General features: G+C 63.5%; 17 protein-coding genes, 1 tRNA gene and 2 pseudogenes. 11 read left to right on the top strand and 9 right to left on the bottom strand.

Annotated features, from left to right (window positions below):
* Window positions 1-7: 7 nt before the first annotated feature.
* The 4 genes from WBQ44_RS13500 to WBQ44_RS13485 form a co-directional block, all read right to left on the bottom strand.
* Window positions 8-1228: a Dyp-type peroxidase gene (locus tag WBQ44_RS13500; protein ID WP_495567187.1), complete on the bottom strand. Its 1221-nt coding sequence runs from the start codon at window positions 1226-1228 to the stop codon at window positions 8-10.
* The gene (locus tag WBQ44_RS13495) at window positions 1221-1754 is read right to left on the bottom strand and encodes a copper chaperone PCu(A)C (RefSeq protein WP_495567186.1); all 534 of its coding nucleotides are present in this window, start codon (window positions 1752-1754) and stop codon (window positions 1221-1223) included. Before WBQ44_RS13495 ends, WBQ44_RS13500 begins: the two co-directional genes overlap by 8 nt.
* Window positions 1751-3265, bottom strand: a complete 1515-nt coding sequence (locus WBQ44_RS13490; protein ID WP_495567185.1) for a PepSY-associated TM helix domain-containing protein — start codon at window positions 3263-3265, stop codon at window positions 1751-1753. The genes WBQ44_RS13495 and WBQ44_RS13490 overlap by 4 nt, the downstream gene beginning before the upstream one ends.
* A gap of 245 nt (window positions 3266-3510) precedes the next feature.
* Window positions 3511-4041: a hypothetical protein gene (locus WBQ44_RS13485; RefSeq protein WP_495567184.1), complete on the bottom strand. Its 531-nt coding sequence runs from the start codon at window positions 4039-4041 to the stop codon at window positions 3511-3513.
* Window positions 4042-4182: 141 nt separating this feature from the next.
* Between WBQ44_RS13485 and WBQ44_RS13480 the strand changes: the two genes are divergently transcribed.
* From WBQ44_RS13480 to WBQ44_RS13455, 6 genes and pseudogenes are all read left to right on the top strand, one after another.
* The gene (locus WBQ44_RS13480; protein WP_495567183.1) at window positions 4183-5064 is read left to right on the top strand and encodes an alpha/beta fold hydrolase; all 882 of its coding nucleotides are present in this window, start codon (window positions 4183-4185) and stop codon (window positions 5062-5064) included.
* Window positions 5065-5550: 486 nt separating this feature from the next.
* Window positions 5551-5835 (top strand): annotated as a pseudogene (locus tag WBQ44_RS13475) (SDR family NAD(P)-dependent oxidoreductase); the annotation flags it as partial.
* Complete coding sequence (locus WBQ44_RS13470; RefSeq protein ID WP_495567182.1) at window positions 5796-6638, top strand: hypothetical protein; 843 nt, start codon at window positions 5796-5798, stop codon at window positions 6636-6638. The pseudogene WBQ44_RS13475 and the gene WBQ44_RS13470, both read left to right, overlap by 40 nt.
* Window positions 6639-6741: 103 nt before the next feature.
* Window positions 6742-7235, top strand: a pseudogene (locus WBQ44_RS13465) (hypothetical protein); the annotation flags it as partial.
* Between the two features lie 73 nt (window positions 7236-7308).
* Window positions 7309-7617, top strand: coding sequence for a hypothetical protein (locus WBQ44_RS13460; protein WP_495567181.1), 309 nt, complete (start codon window positions 7309-7311; stop codon window positions 7615-7617).
* Window positions 7618-7803, top strand: coding sequence for a hypothetical protein (locus tag WBQ44_RS13455; RefSeq protein ID WP_495567189.1), 186 nt, complete (start codon window positions 7618-7620; stop codon window positions 7801-7803).
* On the opposite strand, the gene WBQ44_RS13450 is transcribed toward WBQ44_RS13455, so the two are convergent.
* From WBQ44_RS13450 to WBQ44_RS13440, 3 genes are all read right to left on the bottom strand, one after another.
* Entirely contained in the window at window positions 7736-8083 is a 348-nt protein-coding gene (locus WBQ44_RS13450) for a hypothetical protein (protein ID WP_495567188.1), read from the bottom strand. The two genes, WBQ44_RS13455 and WBQ44_RS13450, sit on opposite strands and share 68 nt — an antisense overlap.
* Before the next feature lie 349 nt (window positions 8084-8432).
* Window positions 8433-8885, bottom strand: coding sequence for a cyanase (cynS, locus tag WBQ44_RS13445; protein ID WP_495567180.1), 453 nt, complete (start codon window positions 8883-8885; stop codon window positions 8433-8435).
* Window positions 8882-9253, bottom strand: coding sequence for a cupin domain-containing protein (locus WBQ44_RS13440; protein ID WP_495567179.1), 372 nt, complete (start codon window positions 9251-9253; stop codon window positions 8882-8884). Before WBQ44_RS13440 ends, cynS begins: the two co-directional genes overlap by 4 nt.
* A gap of 211 nt (window positions 9254-9464) precedes the next feature.
* On the opposite strand from WBQ44_RS13440, the gene WBQ44_RS13435 reads away from it, so the two are divergent.
* Window positions 9465-10232, top strand: coding sequence for a helix-turn-helix transcriptional regulator (locus tag WBQ44_RS13435; protein ID WP_495567178.1), 768 nt, complete (start codon window positions 9465-9467; stop codon window positions 10230-10232).
* 206 nt (window positions 10233-10438) lie between these two features.
* The gene (locus WBQ44_RS13430; protein ID WP_495567177.1) at window positions 10439-10717 is read left to right on the top strand and encodes an MFS transporter; all 279 of its coding nucleotides are present in this window, start codon (window positions 10439-10441) and stop codon (window positions 10715-10717) included.
* Between the two features lie 79 nt (window positions 10718-10796).
* On the opposite strand, the gene WBQ44_RS13425 is transcribed toward WBQ44_RS13430, so the two are convergent.
* The gene (locus WBQ44_RS13425; RefSeq protein ID WP_495567176.1) at window positions 10797-11135 is read right to left on the bottom strand and encodes a winged helix-turn-helix transcriptional regulator; all 339 of its coding nucleotides are present in this window, start codon (window positions 11133-11135) and stop codon (window positions 10797-10799) included.
* Window positions 11136-11560: 425 nt separating this feature from the next.
* Here WBQ44_RS13425 and WBQ44_RS13420 point away from each other — a divergent pair, with 425 nt between their 5' ends.
* From WBQ44_RS13420 to WBQ44_RS13410, 3 genes are all read left to right on the top strand, one after another.
* Complete coding sequence (locus WBQ44_RS13420; RefSeq protein ID WP_495567175.1) at window positions 11561-12034, top strand: Rossmann-fold NAD(P)-binding domain-containing protein; 474 nt, start codon at window positions 11561-11563, stop codon at window positions 12032-12034.
* A 356-nt stretch (window positions 12035-12390) separates the two neighbouring features.
* A complete protein-coding gene (locus tag WBQ44_RS13415; RefSeq protein ID WP_495567174.1) occupies window positions 12391-13218 on the top strand; it encodes a transposase in 828 nt (275 codons plus the stop codon).
* Window positions 13219-13259: 41 nt separating this feature from the next.
* A complete protein-coding gene (locus tag WBQ44_RS13410) occupies window positions 13260-13781 on the top strand; it encodes a transposase (protein ID WP_495567173.1) in 522 nt (173 codons plus the stop codon).
* A gap of 438 nt (window positions 13782-14219) precedes the next feature.
* Here the strand turns inward: WBQ44_RS13410 and WBQ44_RS13405 are convergent.
* Window positions 14220-14292 (bottom strand) — tRNA-Arg (locus WBQ44_RS13405).
* Window positions 14293-14344 lie beyond the last annotated feature (52 nt).

Here is a 14344-nt window from a genome sequence, read left to right as displayed (position 1 = left end):
TCGGCCGCTAATCGAGCAAGGACCCTCCCAGATAACCGGTGTGCCCGACGCCGGGCAGTATCGCGAACACGGCCGATCCGATAGGGGTGGTCCACTCGTTGAGCGCATCGAACTGGTCGAGCCGATGCTGGATCGGCACGAACTGTGTGTCGACGTTTCGTTGATAGCAGGCGAACAGCAGGCCCGAGTTCGACAGCTCCCCCGGGCCGGGCGGGTCGTCATAGTTGTACGCGCGCCGGAAAATTCGTTCGCCGTCGTGAAGATGGTGTGCTCGGGCGATGTGCGACGACGGTGGAATGACCGGAATGCCGAATCGGTCCGTCGCCGTGAAATCCGCCTCGTCGAACTCGCCGACACCGGTCAACGGCGCACCGGTGTCCAACGTCCGCCCGACCGACTGCTCACGCCCGGTCCGATCCAGTTCGTCCCAGGTGTCCATCTCGATACGTATACGCCGCAACACCATCGACGTGCCGTGTCGAAACCACGGTTGTTCCGAACCGTCGTCCCACACCAACTTTTCGAAATCGTCGGCGTCCGGTGAGGGGTTGACCGTGCCGTCGACCTGCCCCATCAAATTCCGCATGGTCGTTCCAGGTTTTTCGACGCCTCGGGATCGGCGAAACCCGCGTTGCGTCCAGCCGACGACGACGAGCGAGCGGACATTCTTCGTCAACACGCGCACCGCATGAGCGACCGTCACCGGATCGTCCGCACACACCTGCAACAGCAGATCACCTCCGGAGTAGTTCGGGTCGAGCCGATCGATGCCGAACGCGGGCAACGGCTTCAGCCACGACGGTCTGTACTCCGGCAAGCCGACGGCGTCGAATACCGCCGGACCGAACCCCACGGTCACCGTCAACCTCGACGCCCGAGTCGCAAGCTCGGATTCGGTGTCCGCGAGGGCAGGCGCGCCCTGCGTCAGCCGGCCGATGTCCTCGGTCCACACCTTCATGATGCCCGTGACTTCCCGACGTCCGGCACCGGCGACCAGGTTCAATCCGACGAAGAGCGCGTGCGACTGCGGCTCCGTCACTACGCCTGCTTGATGAATACCTCTCCACTCGACTGTTTCTCCCCCCGTGACGGGCGTTGCGGCGCGGGCGTCACCGACCGTAAAACCTGCTGCGCTGGTCAGTCCGGCCGCCCCGAGCGCAGCGGCACCCCCTCCCAGGAGGCGTCGCCGACTCAAGGCACGGCCGACGGGTTCCGACCGGTCAGCCACCGTGCGTGCCCTCGGGCATCTCGTGCGCGCCGGGCTCGTAATTTTCGTCTGCTCCCGCAAAATCGCGGACCTGCGCACTGAAGGTCACGGTGGACGAATCCTCGAGTTCGAGAGTGAACTCGGTGTCCGCTCCGGTCGTCAACGGCTCGGTGACGTCCATCAGCATCAGGTGATCGCCGCCGGCGGACAGGGAATGCGTACCACCGGCAGGGATGACGAATCCGCCGGCTTTTGGCCGCATCACCATCGCGCCGTCGGCGCCGGTCGCCATTTCGTGCAGTTCCGTCGAGGTGGACGCAGCCGATGACGCGCCGACCACATGCACGTCGCGCTCACCCGTATTTTCCAGTTCGGCGAATGCCGCGGTCATGCCGGACTCGGCTGCCTTGACCCACTGCTCGTGAATCACTACGGAATCAGACTGTTGTGCAACATCTTCGGACTCGGCGGTCGAACATGCGGTCAAGATGAGGCCGGCTGCCGTCAGTGCGGTGACAACGGCGGCGGTGCGGCGGTTCTTGTTCATGAGTTTGCCTTTCGGGCCGGCCGGGCCGCGGCTACCGCGGCGACCGGCGAAGTGGGTGGTGTGCGTCGGAATCCCATCGCGACATCGATGACGAGGAAGGCGAGCAGACTGATTCCGAGGAGTGGGATGAACCAGCCGACTGCGACGGCAGCGGTGCCCACTGCGATCACGCCGGCCGGGGGCAGACGCCGAAGGCCACCACGGGCGGGCGGCCTGCCGAACGGTAAGCCGGTCTCACGCGTCGGCCGGCGTTTCCACCACATCAGGTAGCCGCGGACGACGACCGAGACCAGGACGATCGCCAGCGCGAGGAGTGCGAGCTGGTTGGCGAGGCCGAAGAGGGTGCCCATGTGGAGTTGGATGCCCCACGCCGAGAGCTTGGCTGCCAGTGGCCAATCCGCGAACCACGAGATGTCGACGACGTCGCCGGTGGCTCCGTCGATGGAAACCGAGTTGTTGGACATCACCCATGGCTGCCGAGTTTCTGCGACAAGGAACGCCGTGTCTCTCATCGCCGGAACGGACACCTGCACGGCTCCGGTGACGCCGACCTCACGTGCTTTCTCGAGGACCGTGTCGAGTCGGTCCACGTCGATGGCGGCGACGCCGTCCGCCGCTGGGGCCTGAGTTGCACTGTGGCCGTGCGCAGCGTGGTCACCGGTTGCGGTGGCCGAGCCGGACCCGATGGTTGTGGTGACTGTGGGCGTCGTCCAATCGAGCGCCGTGCGCAAATCGGAGACGTTCTCTCCGGCGTAGGTGGACCAGGTCAGCCCGGTTGCCGACAGAAAGATCAAGCCGACGGCAATCCAGATGCCCGCTACACCATGCCAATTCAGCGTCCGGGCGCGCCCCGTGGATCCGCGGTCGACGGTCAGCAATGATGCTGTCCCCCGGTCCCGGCGTCGGCCGCGCCGGTAGCGGTCGATCCACAGGAACAGGCCTCCGAGGGCGATGACCCACAGCCACGAGGCTGCGAGTTCGCTGTAGAGACGGCCCGGTTCACCGAGGTGGAGGTGCCGGTGCAGTTCGCTGATCCAGGTGCGCACGGGAAGCGCACTCGACGATCCGTAGACGGTGAGTTCGCCTACGGCAGTGGCGGTCACCGGATCGATGAACACGCCGAGGGTTTTCGATTTGCCCAGGGACGGATCGGTGAACATGACCCTGGTCGTCTCGCCGGGTTCGGCGGCAGGTCTGACGGCGGCGACGGTCAAGTCCGGTCGTTCGGCCTGCGCTGCGCGCACTTGCTCACTTATCGGCACCGCAGGCCCGGTGCTCTCGACGTGCAGGTAGTCGCGGTAGACGAGTTGTTCGATCGACGGCGCCACCGCATAGAGGCCGCCGCTGAGCGTGGCGACGACGATGAACGGTGCCACCAGAATGCCTGCGTAGAAATGTAGCCGCATAATCAGCGGCCGCCAGCTGCGCGGTGTCGAGCGGTTCGGTCTCGATCGGTTCGGTGGAGGTGGTGCGAGAGGTACGGGCTCTCGCTCTTTTTCGGGTGTGGACACGTGAAGGATCTCGTTCTTGGTCGATGCCGATAAAACGGGGCGTCAGCGCTCGCCAGGGATGCCGGGGACGGCAGGCATGGCCGTGCGCAGATCGCGGCGCTCGGCTACGGTGCGCCGGCGCCTGAGCGATCGGACAGCGTGTCTCGCAGCCCAGAGTTATCGAGCGTGTGCGGAGTTCGCCGCGGCACCGGCGGTGCGTATTTCGGTTGGGTTTGTCGAATGCAGGCGCCGACGGCGAACAACGTTCAGGCGAGCTGTGCGGGTGGTCCGCGATTCCCTGAACCAGAGCGATCGAGCAACCGCGAGGAGCGAGGCAGCCGGTATGTCGGCAGTGGAGGCGCAATACGCGACTCGTCGACCACCAGGACGAGTAGAAGCGGAAGAACTCGACGCAGTGCCGTGACCGCGCGGTGAATGCCCCGTTCCGCGCCGGCGATCGCCACGGCGCCGAGCCCGACGGCCAGGGCGTGCGCGGCGAACATCTGGTGACTCGATGCTGCGCCGTGATGGTGTCCGTCGACGACTGTCAACAACATGTGTCCGGCGCCCTGGGCAACGGCCAGCGCCAGGATCGATCGGAACCGCGCCAACGCTGCGAACGGTGACGCCGCAGCGGCGTACCCGACGACCCCGCACAGAAGACACAGCAGGAGCGCGGCCGTCTCGGAAGGGAACATCCCGCCACCAGCTGTATGCGCCGCGGCCGTGACCAGCACCGAGGAGAGCGCGACGGACGCGCCGCGCATCACCGCGGCGGCGTCGGGCGTCTCGGGCATGAACGAGAGCATACGGGTGCTACCGCGCGTAGTAGAAGTCCGTGGGCTGAGGCACGTCGAGCAAACTTCACACGATTCGGGCGAGGCGTCCGGACTCGTGTCCGGGCTACCTTCGTTCGGACGGGTGCCGAAAGGAGAGCCATGTTGCCACTGGCCGACGTCCGCGTAGCGAACACCGTGCTCGGGCCGATCGAGTGCGCAGTTCGCGGAACAGGCACCCCGGTGTTGGTTCTGCACGGCTCACCCGGGGGCATCGACGCAGCCGAGGCGATGGCCCGCTTTCTGCCTACCGACCGGTTCCAGGCGATCTTGATCTCGCGCCCCGGGTATCTCGGTACCGAACTCGGCGAGCGCCGCACCCCGGACGAACAAGCCCACCTGTTCGCAGCGTTGCTCGATGGCCTCGGCGTGGACAGGGTCGGTGTCCTGGCGTGGTCGGGGGGCGGTCCGTCCGCATTCCGATTCGCTGCCCTTCATCCCGAGCGCGCCGGCGCGTTGGTGGCGATCGCGTGCCTCGGCCAGCAATGGGTCAATCCCACCCCCGACCTGTCTTCGCGGATCTTTCAGACCACCAGGATCGGCGACTGGCTGATGAAAAAACTCGTCGAGCATCAACCGCTGCAGGTCATCCAGGGCGCCGTCTCCGACGAAAGTTCGCTGTCGGGCAGGGAATTCGACGAGCACGTCGCCTACATCGCCTCGGACGAGACGAAGAAACAGTTCGTGCTCGACATGGCTCTCACGGCCTCGCAGGTCGGTCGACGAAAAGCGGGCTGGGACAACGACGTGACCCAGTTCGCCAAAACCTACGACGTCGGGTGGCAGTCGATTGCTGCTCCCACACTGCTGGTGCAGGGCAGCGCCGATTCCGATGTTGTCCCGGCCAACAGCGACACAGCCCATTCGGGTATAGCCGGTTCGGAATTGCTGACTTTGGACCGCGGCACGCACTTCGCTTTCTACACCCACCCACAATCCGACGAGGCACAAGCGAAAGCAATCGACTATTTAGGGCGAGTATGAACGCAATATCGATATTTCTCGGTTTTGCTCCCTGGATCATTTTCTCGGTCGTCGCCGAACGTTTGGGCGCAGACCACGTCGCTCTCGCAGCGATCGTTGCATTCGCGATTGCGTAGGCCCTCAACGCATATCAGACGATGCGGAGCGGCTGGAAGATTCTCGACGTCGCCGGCGTCGTAACGTTCGGTGTCATCGCCGCCGTCGGTCTCGTCGGCGACCGACAAGTGGACGAGGCACTCGTGAACTTCGGCCGAGGCGGGTCGACGTTCGCCCTCGCCGCCGTCATGGCCATCTCGGCGTTCACCGTCGCGGACGCGGGCAATTGCCGACGAACGCGCCGGTACTACGGGAGGGTCGCCGATTCCGAAGTAGGCGACTTCCGGGCCCGTACGACGTTCTCGTCATCGCGCGTGGGCGGGGGCGGAAACGCCGCCATGGCGGTCTCGGCGATCGCCAGAAGCTCTTCCGTAGTACCGCCGTCGCGGGCGCATCGTCAACGTCATCTCCGCGTTGTCCTGCTTCACCACCCCCGGCACCGGAGCCTATTCCGCGTCCAAGGCAGCCGCCTGGATGACGACCGACAGCACTCGCCTCGAACTCGCAGCTCAGGGCACCCATGTCGTCGGGATCCACATAAGCCTCGTCGACACCGATATGGCCAAGGGCGTGGACGCGCCGAAGCTCGCTGCTGCCGTCGACGGGTCGTCCCGTCAGGAGTCACGCTGTCTTCCATGGGCCCAGCCGACGATCAGCATCTCGATGACATCGTGAACATGCCGTCGACCACTGCAGCGCTGACGCCGCTCAGCCCGATCCTCGGCCGGTGGCGGACGTCGGGGACGGTGTTCGATCAGGACGGGAACCGGCACAGTGACGTGGTGGGAACGGACTCGTACTGGATGTTGCCGGACGGTCATTGGATCGGCCACGACGTCGACGTCACGATCGACGGACATCGAACCGTCGCGCACGAGCTCATCGGCGGAATGCACCCCGATGGCGGCTATGCGCTTCGACAGGATCGACTGACCCCCCCGTACTCGACCGAACACCGACCCGATGAGCGTAGGCTGGGTTTACATCGAAATGATTGCCGCGGCGATTGTTTCGATCAGGTGTTCGGGTTCAGCCCCAACAGGTCGGACACCACCACATATTTCCGACTCGCCGTCCCGGCCCGTATGCGACGCCCAGGTTCGGTGTGCGCATCTGATGACGGGGCGGCTTGGAGAAAGCACAGCGAATCGGGCGAGGCCGTAGGGTGGCCGAAGCGGTCGTTGCCCAAACGCCGACGGCCGCACCGCACAATCGAACCGACCCGCATTCTGGGGGTCGAGAAGGTCGAGTCCGTTGTGCGCGACACGCCCATCCACGACGAACTGCAGAACACCATCGGAATCGACGCACTCGGCGTCGACCGACACGCCGAGCAACCTGCCGAACGGCTCCACTCGCGGCACCCAAACGTGCCCCTGTACGGCACAGTCGGGGTTGATCGCATGGCCACTGCACAAGAAAAACAGGACTCCGCGCATGGAGCTCTTTGCGCTGCTTTGCGGGCCGTCGACGATTAAGGTCCGGTTGGCCCGATCTCGTGAAAAACGTTGGACCGTAGGGACTTGGTGCAACTCACACGGTGGTGCGATCAGCTGACAAAAACAATGGGCCAATGCATTCGTCGGACCCGACTCCTTCGCAGCACACTCGGTCGACGACCTCCTCGGTCGCACGGAATACAGGCTGGGCAGCAGGGCCGCCTGACCCACCCGATGATTCTGTGCCCCGGCGGGGCCCACTACGAATTGATCGAATGGGACGATGCCAATCGACTCATCCCTCGAGAAAAAAATCAACGGCGCCTGCGTCATTGGCGTCAACCCGCTCCCCGAAGCCGGGCTGCTGCGCTTCGAGGACCCACAGAAAGTGCACGGCGTCATCGGCCACGGAGCAAAAATCTCCGGCGACTTCCTGCAGATCCGCATCGGCGGCGACATGGCCCTGTTCCAAGGTCTCGGCGAACTCCTCGTCGACGCCGAAGACATTGCACCGCAACTGATCTGGATCGAGCGTTCATCGATGCCCACACCGCCGGATTCGACGACTGGCTCGATCACATCCGCACCGTCGACCTCGGCTTCGTACTGGAGGCACCCGGCCTCAGTGTTGAACAACGCGATCAAAAGTGAGCCGTCGCCGGCGTAGCAGGCCCAATACACCTGTCGGTCCAGGCAGATTCACGACGCAGTGGCGAACATGATGCCCGAATGGGTCGTCCTGCGGCCGAGTTGGTTCATGCAGAACTTCCGCGGACACACCGCGCTCGCAGCGGGGGTGGACGCAGGCGAAATCGTCTCCGCTACCGGGCATGGCCGTAGCGGCTTCGTCGACGCGGGCGATATCGCCGCGGTCGCAGTCCACGCCCTACTCGATGCGCAGTCGTACGACACCCACATTGTCACCGGTCCCCAGGCGTTGAGCTATTCCGACGCGGCCCGAATCATCGCCGCCCACACCGGGCAATCCTTGCATCACCGATCGATTTCAGTGGCCTAGTTGGCGCGACTGCATACAGCGGGCGGTGTGCCCGCCGAATACGCGCCGATCCTCGCGGCCGCGGACTCCGATATCGAGGCAGGATCCGAGGATCGCGTCACCGACGTCGTCGAACACGTCACCGGCAGGCCGCGCAGCTTCGAACACTTCGTCGCCGGCGCATTCCCTGCGGCCCGTTCGGTGTGAAAAACGATAACAACGGATCGGCCCCGATCGAAGGACTCGCCCATCCACGGTGCACTATCGAGCGAAGTTGCCTGCGGCCTATTCTCCCCCGACAGCTGATGGGCGGAGGAATCGTGACGTGCCGGGCTCTGGCTGACTCCTCCGTTCGACCGGAACAACAGCTCACTATTGGACCGGAGCCGACACCGCGGCCGGTTGCAGCCAGTGACCCGAACAGGTCGGCTTCTAGGCGAGTCACCTTATCAAGATCGAGATGGTTCTTGACATCGTCCAAGAACATTGTGGCGGCGCGCATCGGGCCCACGGTATGAGAGCTCGATCGAGGGGCCGATGCCGACGGAGAAGAGATCGAACGCGCTGATAGTCATCAGGATTAACTCCCATGGTTTCGCTGGCGTACCCGTCTAGGTGCGGACGAGTGGCGGGTGGTGGGCTCACGAGACCTGCTGATCAAACGGGCGCGTATGCCCGGCACCGTGACGAGCCCACGGGACCTGGCGCACCGTCTCCCAAGGAGGCCCATCGCTCAGGCGGCTAGTTGCGAGGCTGCCACCGATGAGCACGCGTAGCCGAGCAAGATACCCTTCTCCAGCAGGCGACTGCTTCGATGGCTCCCCTAACGACGGGAGTTATTCTGTCCAACGATAATCGAGGAACTTGCCGTCGAACGTCACGACGACGCGGTCTCCATCTTCGTGAGGTCGCCGTTCGATGTCGACGGTGAAGTTGATTGCACTCATGATCCCGTCGCCGAATTGCTCTGCGATCAACTCTTTGAGTGCAGGCCCGTAGACCTGAAGCGCTTCATTGAAGCGATACACAGTCGGGTCGGAGTTGATGTCCAACAAGCACCGGTATGGCGCCAATGTGAGCTCGTCCAGCGAGTTCGCGGGCAGGCCCAGCATGTCGCAGACGATCGACACCTGACCGTCGCCGAGTGGATGTTGCCCGTACAAGGCCGATACCGTCCACGGTGTCGGCCTGCCCAGTGCGTCCGCGATGTCTTGCCAGGACAGATTCTTCTTCTTCTTGGCAAGACGAATAGTCTTGACGAGCGGTGGCAGGGTCGCGGATGCGCTCATTCGGTGGGCTCGCCGGCGTAGTAGTCGTTTCCGCGCGAGAACTCGACGAACGTACATGCCTTGTCTCCGACGGACCAGGCGTCGTGTCCCGGAGGGAGGAGCATGACATTCCCCTGGGCGAATTCTTCATAGGAGCCGTCGGTCATCTGCACTGCGAGGATGCCGTCGACCACCAGTGCCACATGCGGGAGCTCGCACAGGTCGGTCCCGGCGTATTCCTTCAAATCGTGAGACCACTTTGCGCCCGGGCCGAACGTCACCTGCGTGACGGTGACGCCGTCGAGTTCTGCGCTGCGCTTGCTGATCGCACCGTGAACTTCGGGAGCGAGCGCATTGAGGTCTGCACTCTGCATTTTTGGGTTGAACATCTGGGATCCCATCGGTCGGTTTGGAAAAGTGATTCCTCATCCGACCATTCAGACCGATGCGAGACAAGGAGATGCGCGCACGAAATGAGTGCGCGAATTGCGCGGCGGCAACCGGCCGATACGACGGCGTGACGAATCGGCATCTTCGTCGTAACAAGCGAAATCTACGTTATCAGGCAGGTGGGGTTGGTCGACGGAGTGAGGACCGAAGGTGATTTCAGAATTGGGTGCAGCGCGCAAGATGATGAACACCATGGAACGACCAACCTGGTTGGTCGGGCCGCAGGGGAGCATTGATGTGATCAATCCGGCCGCGCTGACCGCACTCGGTTACCGGACCGACGATGATGTTCTGGGGCGTAACAGCCACCACACCTTCCATCATTCATACGTGGACGGGACCGCCTACGCGGAGTCGGATTGTCTCTTGCTCCGTCCTCACGAGCCCGGTTGCACTCGCGAACGTGGTGCCTTGGAATGGATGATCCGCCGTGATGGCTCAGCGTTCCCAGTCGAATGGTCAACGTGTGCACTTGAATTGGACGGCATGTCGATGGTGGTTGTGGCGATCGACTATGCCTCGAGACAGCTGATCGAGCGCATACCAGCTGGCCGGAATTCAGGTCGCGAGGTGGCCTCTCCTGGTGCAGAACGAGCGGCGTTGTATCGGCGAGCCGCGTCCTACATGGCGGCTTGTGCGTCCGACCCCGATGTGACGCCGACTTCGGTCGCACGGCGACACAATGTATCGATCCGATTGTTGCAGAATGTCTTTGCCGAGCATGGCGAGTCCCCGGCGCGCTACTTACGCCGGTGCAGAGTGGAGCGCGCGGCGCAATCGTTACGCGAGGGGATTTCGCCGCGAGACGCCTGCGTGCTCGCGGGTTTCGGCGACGAATCTACGTTTCGTCGCGCGTTCCGCGACCGTTTCGGTACAGCGCCCAGCGACTACCTCTCCCGGCGTGAATTGACTGGGTAAACAGCACCTCCGGGTTGAGACGCTAAATCCCATGGCAGCGACCGACCCAGCTCACCAAGAATGCTCTCGATCGGGGCCTTTTGCTCGTCTGCCATGGTAGGCGACATAGGCATCTGCTGATCACCGGCGCGTAAAGTCTGTTGTCGACGTTCACACAGTCTTTATTGCCGCCTCGCTCCTCGGGGGGGCTCGGGCAGAACACCGAGATGCTCATCATCGCCCGCGCCATCGAAGGAATCGGCGCGGCACTGGCCGCGCCGAACTCGCTGGCGCTGATCGCAACCTCGTTCGACAGCCGCAGAATGTGCGACGCCGCCCTCTCGCTCTACGGCGCGATGTCCGGCATCGTCATCGGCCTGGTCCTCGGCGGCATCCTCACCGACCTGCTCACCTGGCGGGCAGTGTTCTTCATCAACATCCGCATCGGCCTGCTCGTCCTGGTGGGCAGCTGTACACGACCTGAGATTTGCTTCGCGGTGTGCTGACTGATGGAAGGCGGACGCGGCCGTGACAGCCTCTCAGCCGTCGTCGTGCCAAGTGCACCCGCGGCGAGCTGGTACCCGTTCAACCATTCGCGGCGGGAACGGTCAGAGCCCAGTTGTTCATTGCTTCGAGAACGGGGCGCAGGTTCTGCCCAAGCGGGGTAAGTTCGTACACCACACGCGGCGGGATCTCCGTGTAGGCGGTCCGGGTGACCAGCCCGTTCGTCTCGAACGTACGGAGCCGACTTGTCAGCGTGTGCGCACTGATACCGTCCAATGCCGTGAGCAGTTCACCAAACCGGTGTGGCCCAGTGAGTAATTCACGAACGATGAGCGTCGCCCACGGGCCGTTCAGCAGGCTCAGGAAGCGGGCGATCCCGCAGGACTCTGCCGAACAATCGAGGAACTTGTTAGGGCTCACGACGGACGACAGTACCCTTATTGCAGTTGATGTAACCAGTGCACGGTATGCATCATGGGATGGTGACTTGCATGGCGCATCCGGCGCCCAAGGCTCCCCCGTCCTGTCCGCTCTCAACGCAGCCGGCCACTCGGCCATGGCCGCAGTCCGCGATGCGTCGTCGTTCGACGGCCCCGCAGTCTCGGTCGATTTCAGCTCCGTCGACTCCTTGGTCAAGGCGTTCCCAGAGCAGAGGGCGTCTTCGTACATGTCCCCATCGGCCCCCTCGACGGACAGATGGCGTTTGCCACGACCATCGCCGAAGCGGTCCGTCGAGCGCGTCCTGAACGGGTGGTGTTCTCCACCAGCGGCATGAGCATCGACGATGGCCGTGCGGAATCTTCGTCAGCGCAAAGCGTGCTTGCCCGTGAATGACAGCGAGTGGGGTGTCCTCTGCGATCGTCGAACCGCGGTTGTTCCTCGAGAACTTGCTGCTCCCGGTCACTGTAGGTCCGGTGCGGGAGGAGGGCAGACTGGCGTATCCGGTTCGCGACGATTATGCCGTGTCGTGGAGTTCGCATCTCGATGTGGCCGACGTCGCCGCGCGCTTGCTCGCCGAGCGAGACGTCACAGGCACCGTGTCGGTCGGTGCGCTGCCGGGGCTAATTGGGGCCGACATAGCGGAAGGCTTCTCTACACACCTCGGCCATCCCGTCACGTTCGAGGCACTCTCGCCCGATAAGTACGGTGAGCTGATTACCCCACTCTTCGGCGCGGGTGCTGCGGGGCTGGTCGTCGATTCCTACCACCATCGACGCACCCAGCCCGACGAGGTCATCCCACGGGGGCAGTCTGCACATAAACTTCTCGGAATCTCCCCGCGCAGCGTGCAGCAATGGCTGAAGGACCTGAACATGTAGACCCGTCCGCCCCTTTATCGGACATCTCACCCCGCGCAGAAACATCCCCTCGGTCCTGGCGAGCAACTTCTAGGGAAGCGCTCACCGCCGAGGGATTGGTGCCGCTTTCGTCACTGCCCGCCGAATGGTCAAGTCCAAGCGGCCGACTGCCACCCGCCGAACCGTTCTGCACGGCACAAGTCAACAAATACGGACGGTGAGTTAACCTGGCGCTTTCATGACGATCTGTCTTCGTCCCGTGTCAAAACTGAAAAAGGGTGCTCCGACCTGCGATAATTCGACTTGTCTAAGGTTGAATATTCACGTGATCGAGGAGCACCCTTCAGGAGAGCAAGTCTACGTCGTCGTACCCGACCTTGTCCGTCGATGCCACCGGAACCGGAATCGTGTCGCACGCCGACGCGGTGACACTGCTCCGAACAGCTGAGGTCACAGGCCTGAGCTCCGAACTGTCCACGGCATTGATGCCGTGGCGGAAACCGATGGCGCAGTTCGATCCCGGCAAGATCATCACCGACCTCGCAGTGTCGTTAGCGCTCGGTGGCGACTGCCTCGCCGACATCGCGACCCTGCGCGAACAGACCGCCGTGTTCGGGGAAGTGCCCTCCGATCCGACCGTCTCCAGACTGATCGCCAGGTTGGCCGCCGATGCACCCGCAGTGCTGACCGCGATCGACACCGCCCGCGCGACAGCACGCGCATCGGCATGGAAACGTGCCGGCAAGCATGCACCCGATCACGACATCACCGCAGACAACCCGATCGTCATCGACCTCGTCCCCCGCAAGCGGGAGGTGCCCCCAGCCACCCTCGTCACCGCACACTCCGACAAAGAGCTCGCAGCGCCGACATACAAGCGAGGGTATGGCTTTCACCCACTACTCGCCTTCGTCGACCACGGACAGTCCGGCACCGGCGAGCCCCTCACAGCGCTACTACGCGCAGGAAACGCCGGCTCGAACACCGCCGCCGACCACATCGACGTCACCCGCACCGCGCTCGCGCAACTGCCGTTCACCAACGGCAGCCGCCCCGGCAAGAAAGTACCGGTCCGCACCGATGGAGCCGGAGCCAGCCACGCGTACCTGTCCTGGCTGCAGAAGCAACGGGTTTCCTACTCCATCGGGTTCGGACTCACCGACGCAATGGTCACGGCGCTGAGCGAGGTCCCCGATGACGCCTGATCGGTCGTAGTCGACGCCGACGAACAGGTCCGCGACGGGGCATGGGTCATCGACGCCACCGGCATCCTCGACCTCGCCACCTGGCCACCCGGGATGCGTGTGGTGATCAGGAAGGAACGCCCGCACCCCGGCGCGCAACTGCGCTTCACCGACACCGGCGGAGACTCCGGCTCACTGCATTCGCCACGAACACCGTGCGAGGCAAAGTTCAAGACCTCGAACTTCAGCACCGTCGCCGTGCACGCTGCGAGGACCGGATCCGCATCGCGAAAGATACTGGGCTGAGCAATCTTCCGCTGCACGGGTTCGACCACAACCGAATCCGGCTTGCCATCGTCGCTCTCGCCCTCGAACTCACCGCTTGGACTCAGATGCTCGGCTTCACCGACCACAACGCCCGCAGGTGGGAACCGAAACGGCTACGTCTGCGGATCTTCTCGATCGCCGGCCGCATCGCCAACCATGCCCGCCGCACCCACCTGCGACTATCCAAAGATGCGACCTGGTCCGACCTGATCATCACCGCACTGACCCGGTTGGCGGCGCTACCCGCGCCCGCCTGACCCCAACCCACCGACCGATCGACCCGAAAGAACCATCTCGGACAGTGGAACCGAGCGGCCAGCCGAACGATATCGGCAGAGTCACCACGCCCGAAGTCTCCATCGAGCTCGAAACCGCAATCTCGAACCGCTCAGGCCGACACATCGGCCTCATGCATAATCGAGGCAAGTGGGCCAGAATTCGAAGTCAACACTAACGTTCCGGTGTCGAATACCCATACGGCGCTGGGTGGCACCAGGCGGATGCGCTCGCGAACTCGAACCCCGCGGTGACAGCCAAGTGTCCATTCGCGAGATGAAATGTTTGAAGGTCCATGACCAGCCCAGGTTGTCCAAACGCTAAAGACTTTCCGCTCGACTGTGTTGAGTAAGTGTTGAGTTGAATGCAAAACAAAGAGCCCCCGAGCGCGGAAATCCGCTGCTCAGGGGCCCTTTCTGTGCGCCCGAAGGGATTCGAACCCCTAACCTCTTGATCCGTAGTCAAGTGCTCTATCCGTTGAGCTACGGGCGCGTGTTCAGTTGTGCTGGTTCTCGCGAACCAACCCTACTACGTACTGATTCTC

The organism is Rhodococcus sp. (in: high G+C Gram-positive bacteria), from assembly GCF_049591685.1.
Taxonomy (GTDB): Bacteria; Actinomycetota; Actinomycetes; order Mycobacteriales; family Mycobacteriaceae; genus Rhodococcoides.
Note: the sequence above shows the minus strand (reverse complement) of the source record. Positions and strands in the feature narration are given on the sequence as shown.

What these genes read in the sequence shown, in the direction of transcription:
- WBQ44_RS13495 (WP_495567186.1), bottom strand. Translation starts at nt 1,754, where the DNA reads ATGAACAAGAACCGCCGCACCGCCGCCGTTGTCACCGCACTGACGGCA.
- WBQ44_RS13485 (WP_495567184.1), bottom strand. Translation starts at nt 4,041, where the DNA reads ATGCCCGAGACGCCCGACGCCGCCGCGGTGATGCGCGGCGCGTCCGTC.
- WBQ44_RS13480 (WP_495567183.1), top strand. Translation starts at nt 4,183, where the DNA reads ATGTTGCCACTGGCCGACGTCCGCGTAGCGAACACCGTGCTCGGGCCG.
- WBQ44_RS13470 (WP_495567182.1), top strand. Translation starts at nt 5,796, where the DNA reads ATGGGCCCAGCCGACGATCAGCATCTCGATGACATCGTGAACATGCCG.
- WBQ44_RS13450 (WP_495567188.1), bottom strand. Translation starts at nt 8,083, where the DNA reads ATGTTCTTGGACGATGTCAAGAACCATCTCGATCTTGATAAGGTGACT.
- cynS (WP_495567180.1), bottom strand. Translation starts at nt 8,885, where the DNA reads ATGAGCGCATCCGCGACCCTGCCACCGCTCGTCAAGACTATTCGTCTT.
- WBQ44_RS13440 (WP_495567179.1), bottom strand. Translation starts at nt 9,253, where the DNA reads ATGTTCAACCCAAAAATGCAGAGTGCAGACCTCAATGCGCTCGCTCCC.
- WBQ44_RS13430 (WP_495567177.1), top strand. Translation starts at nt 10,439, where the DNA reads ATGCTCATCATCGCCCGCGCCATCGAAGGAATCGGCGCGGCACTGGCC.
- WBQ44_RS13410 (WP_495567173.1), top strand. Translation starts at nt 13,260, where the DNA reads ATGGGTCATCGACGCCACCGGCATCCTCGACCTCGCCACCTGGCCACC.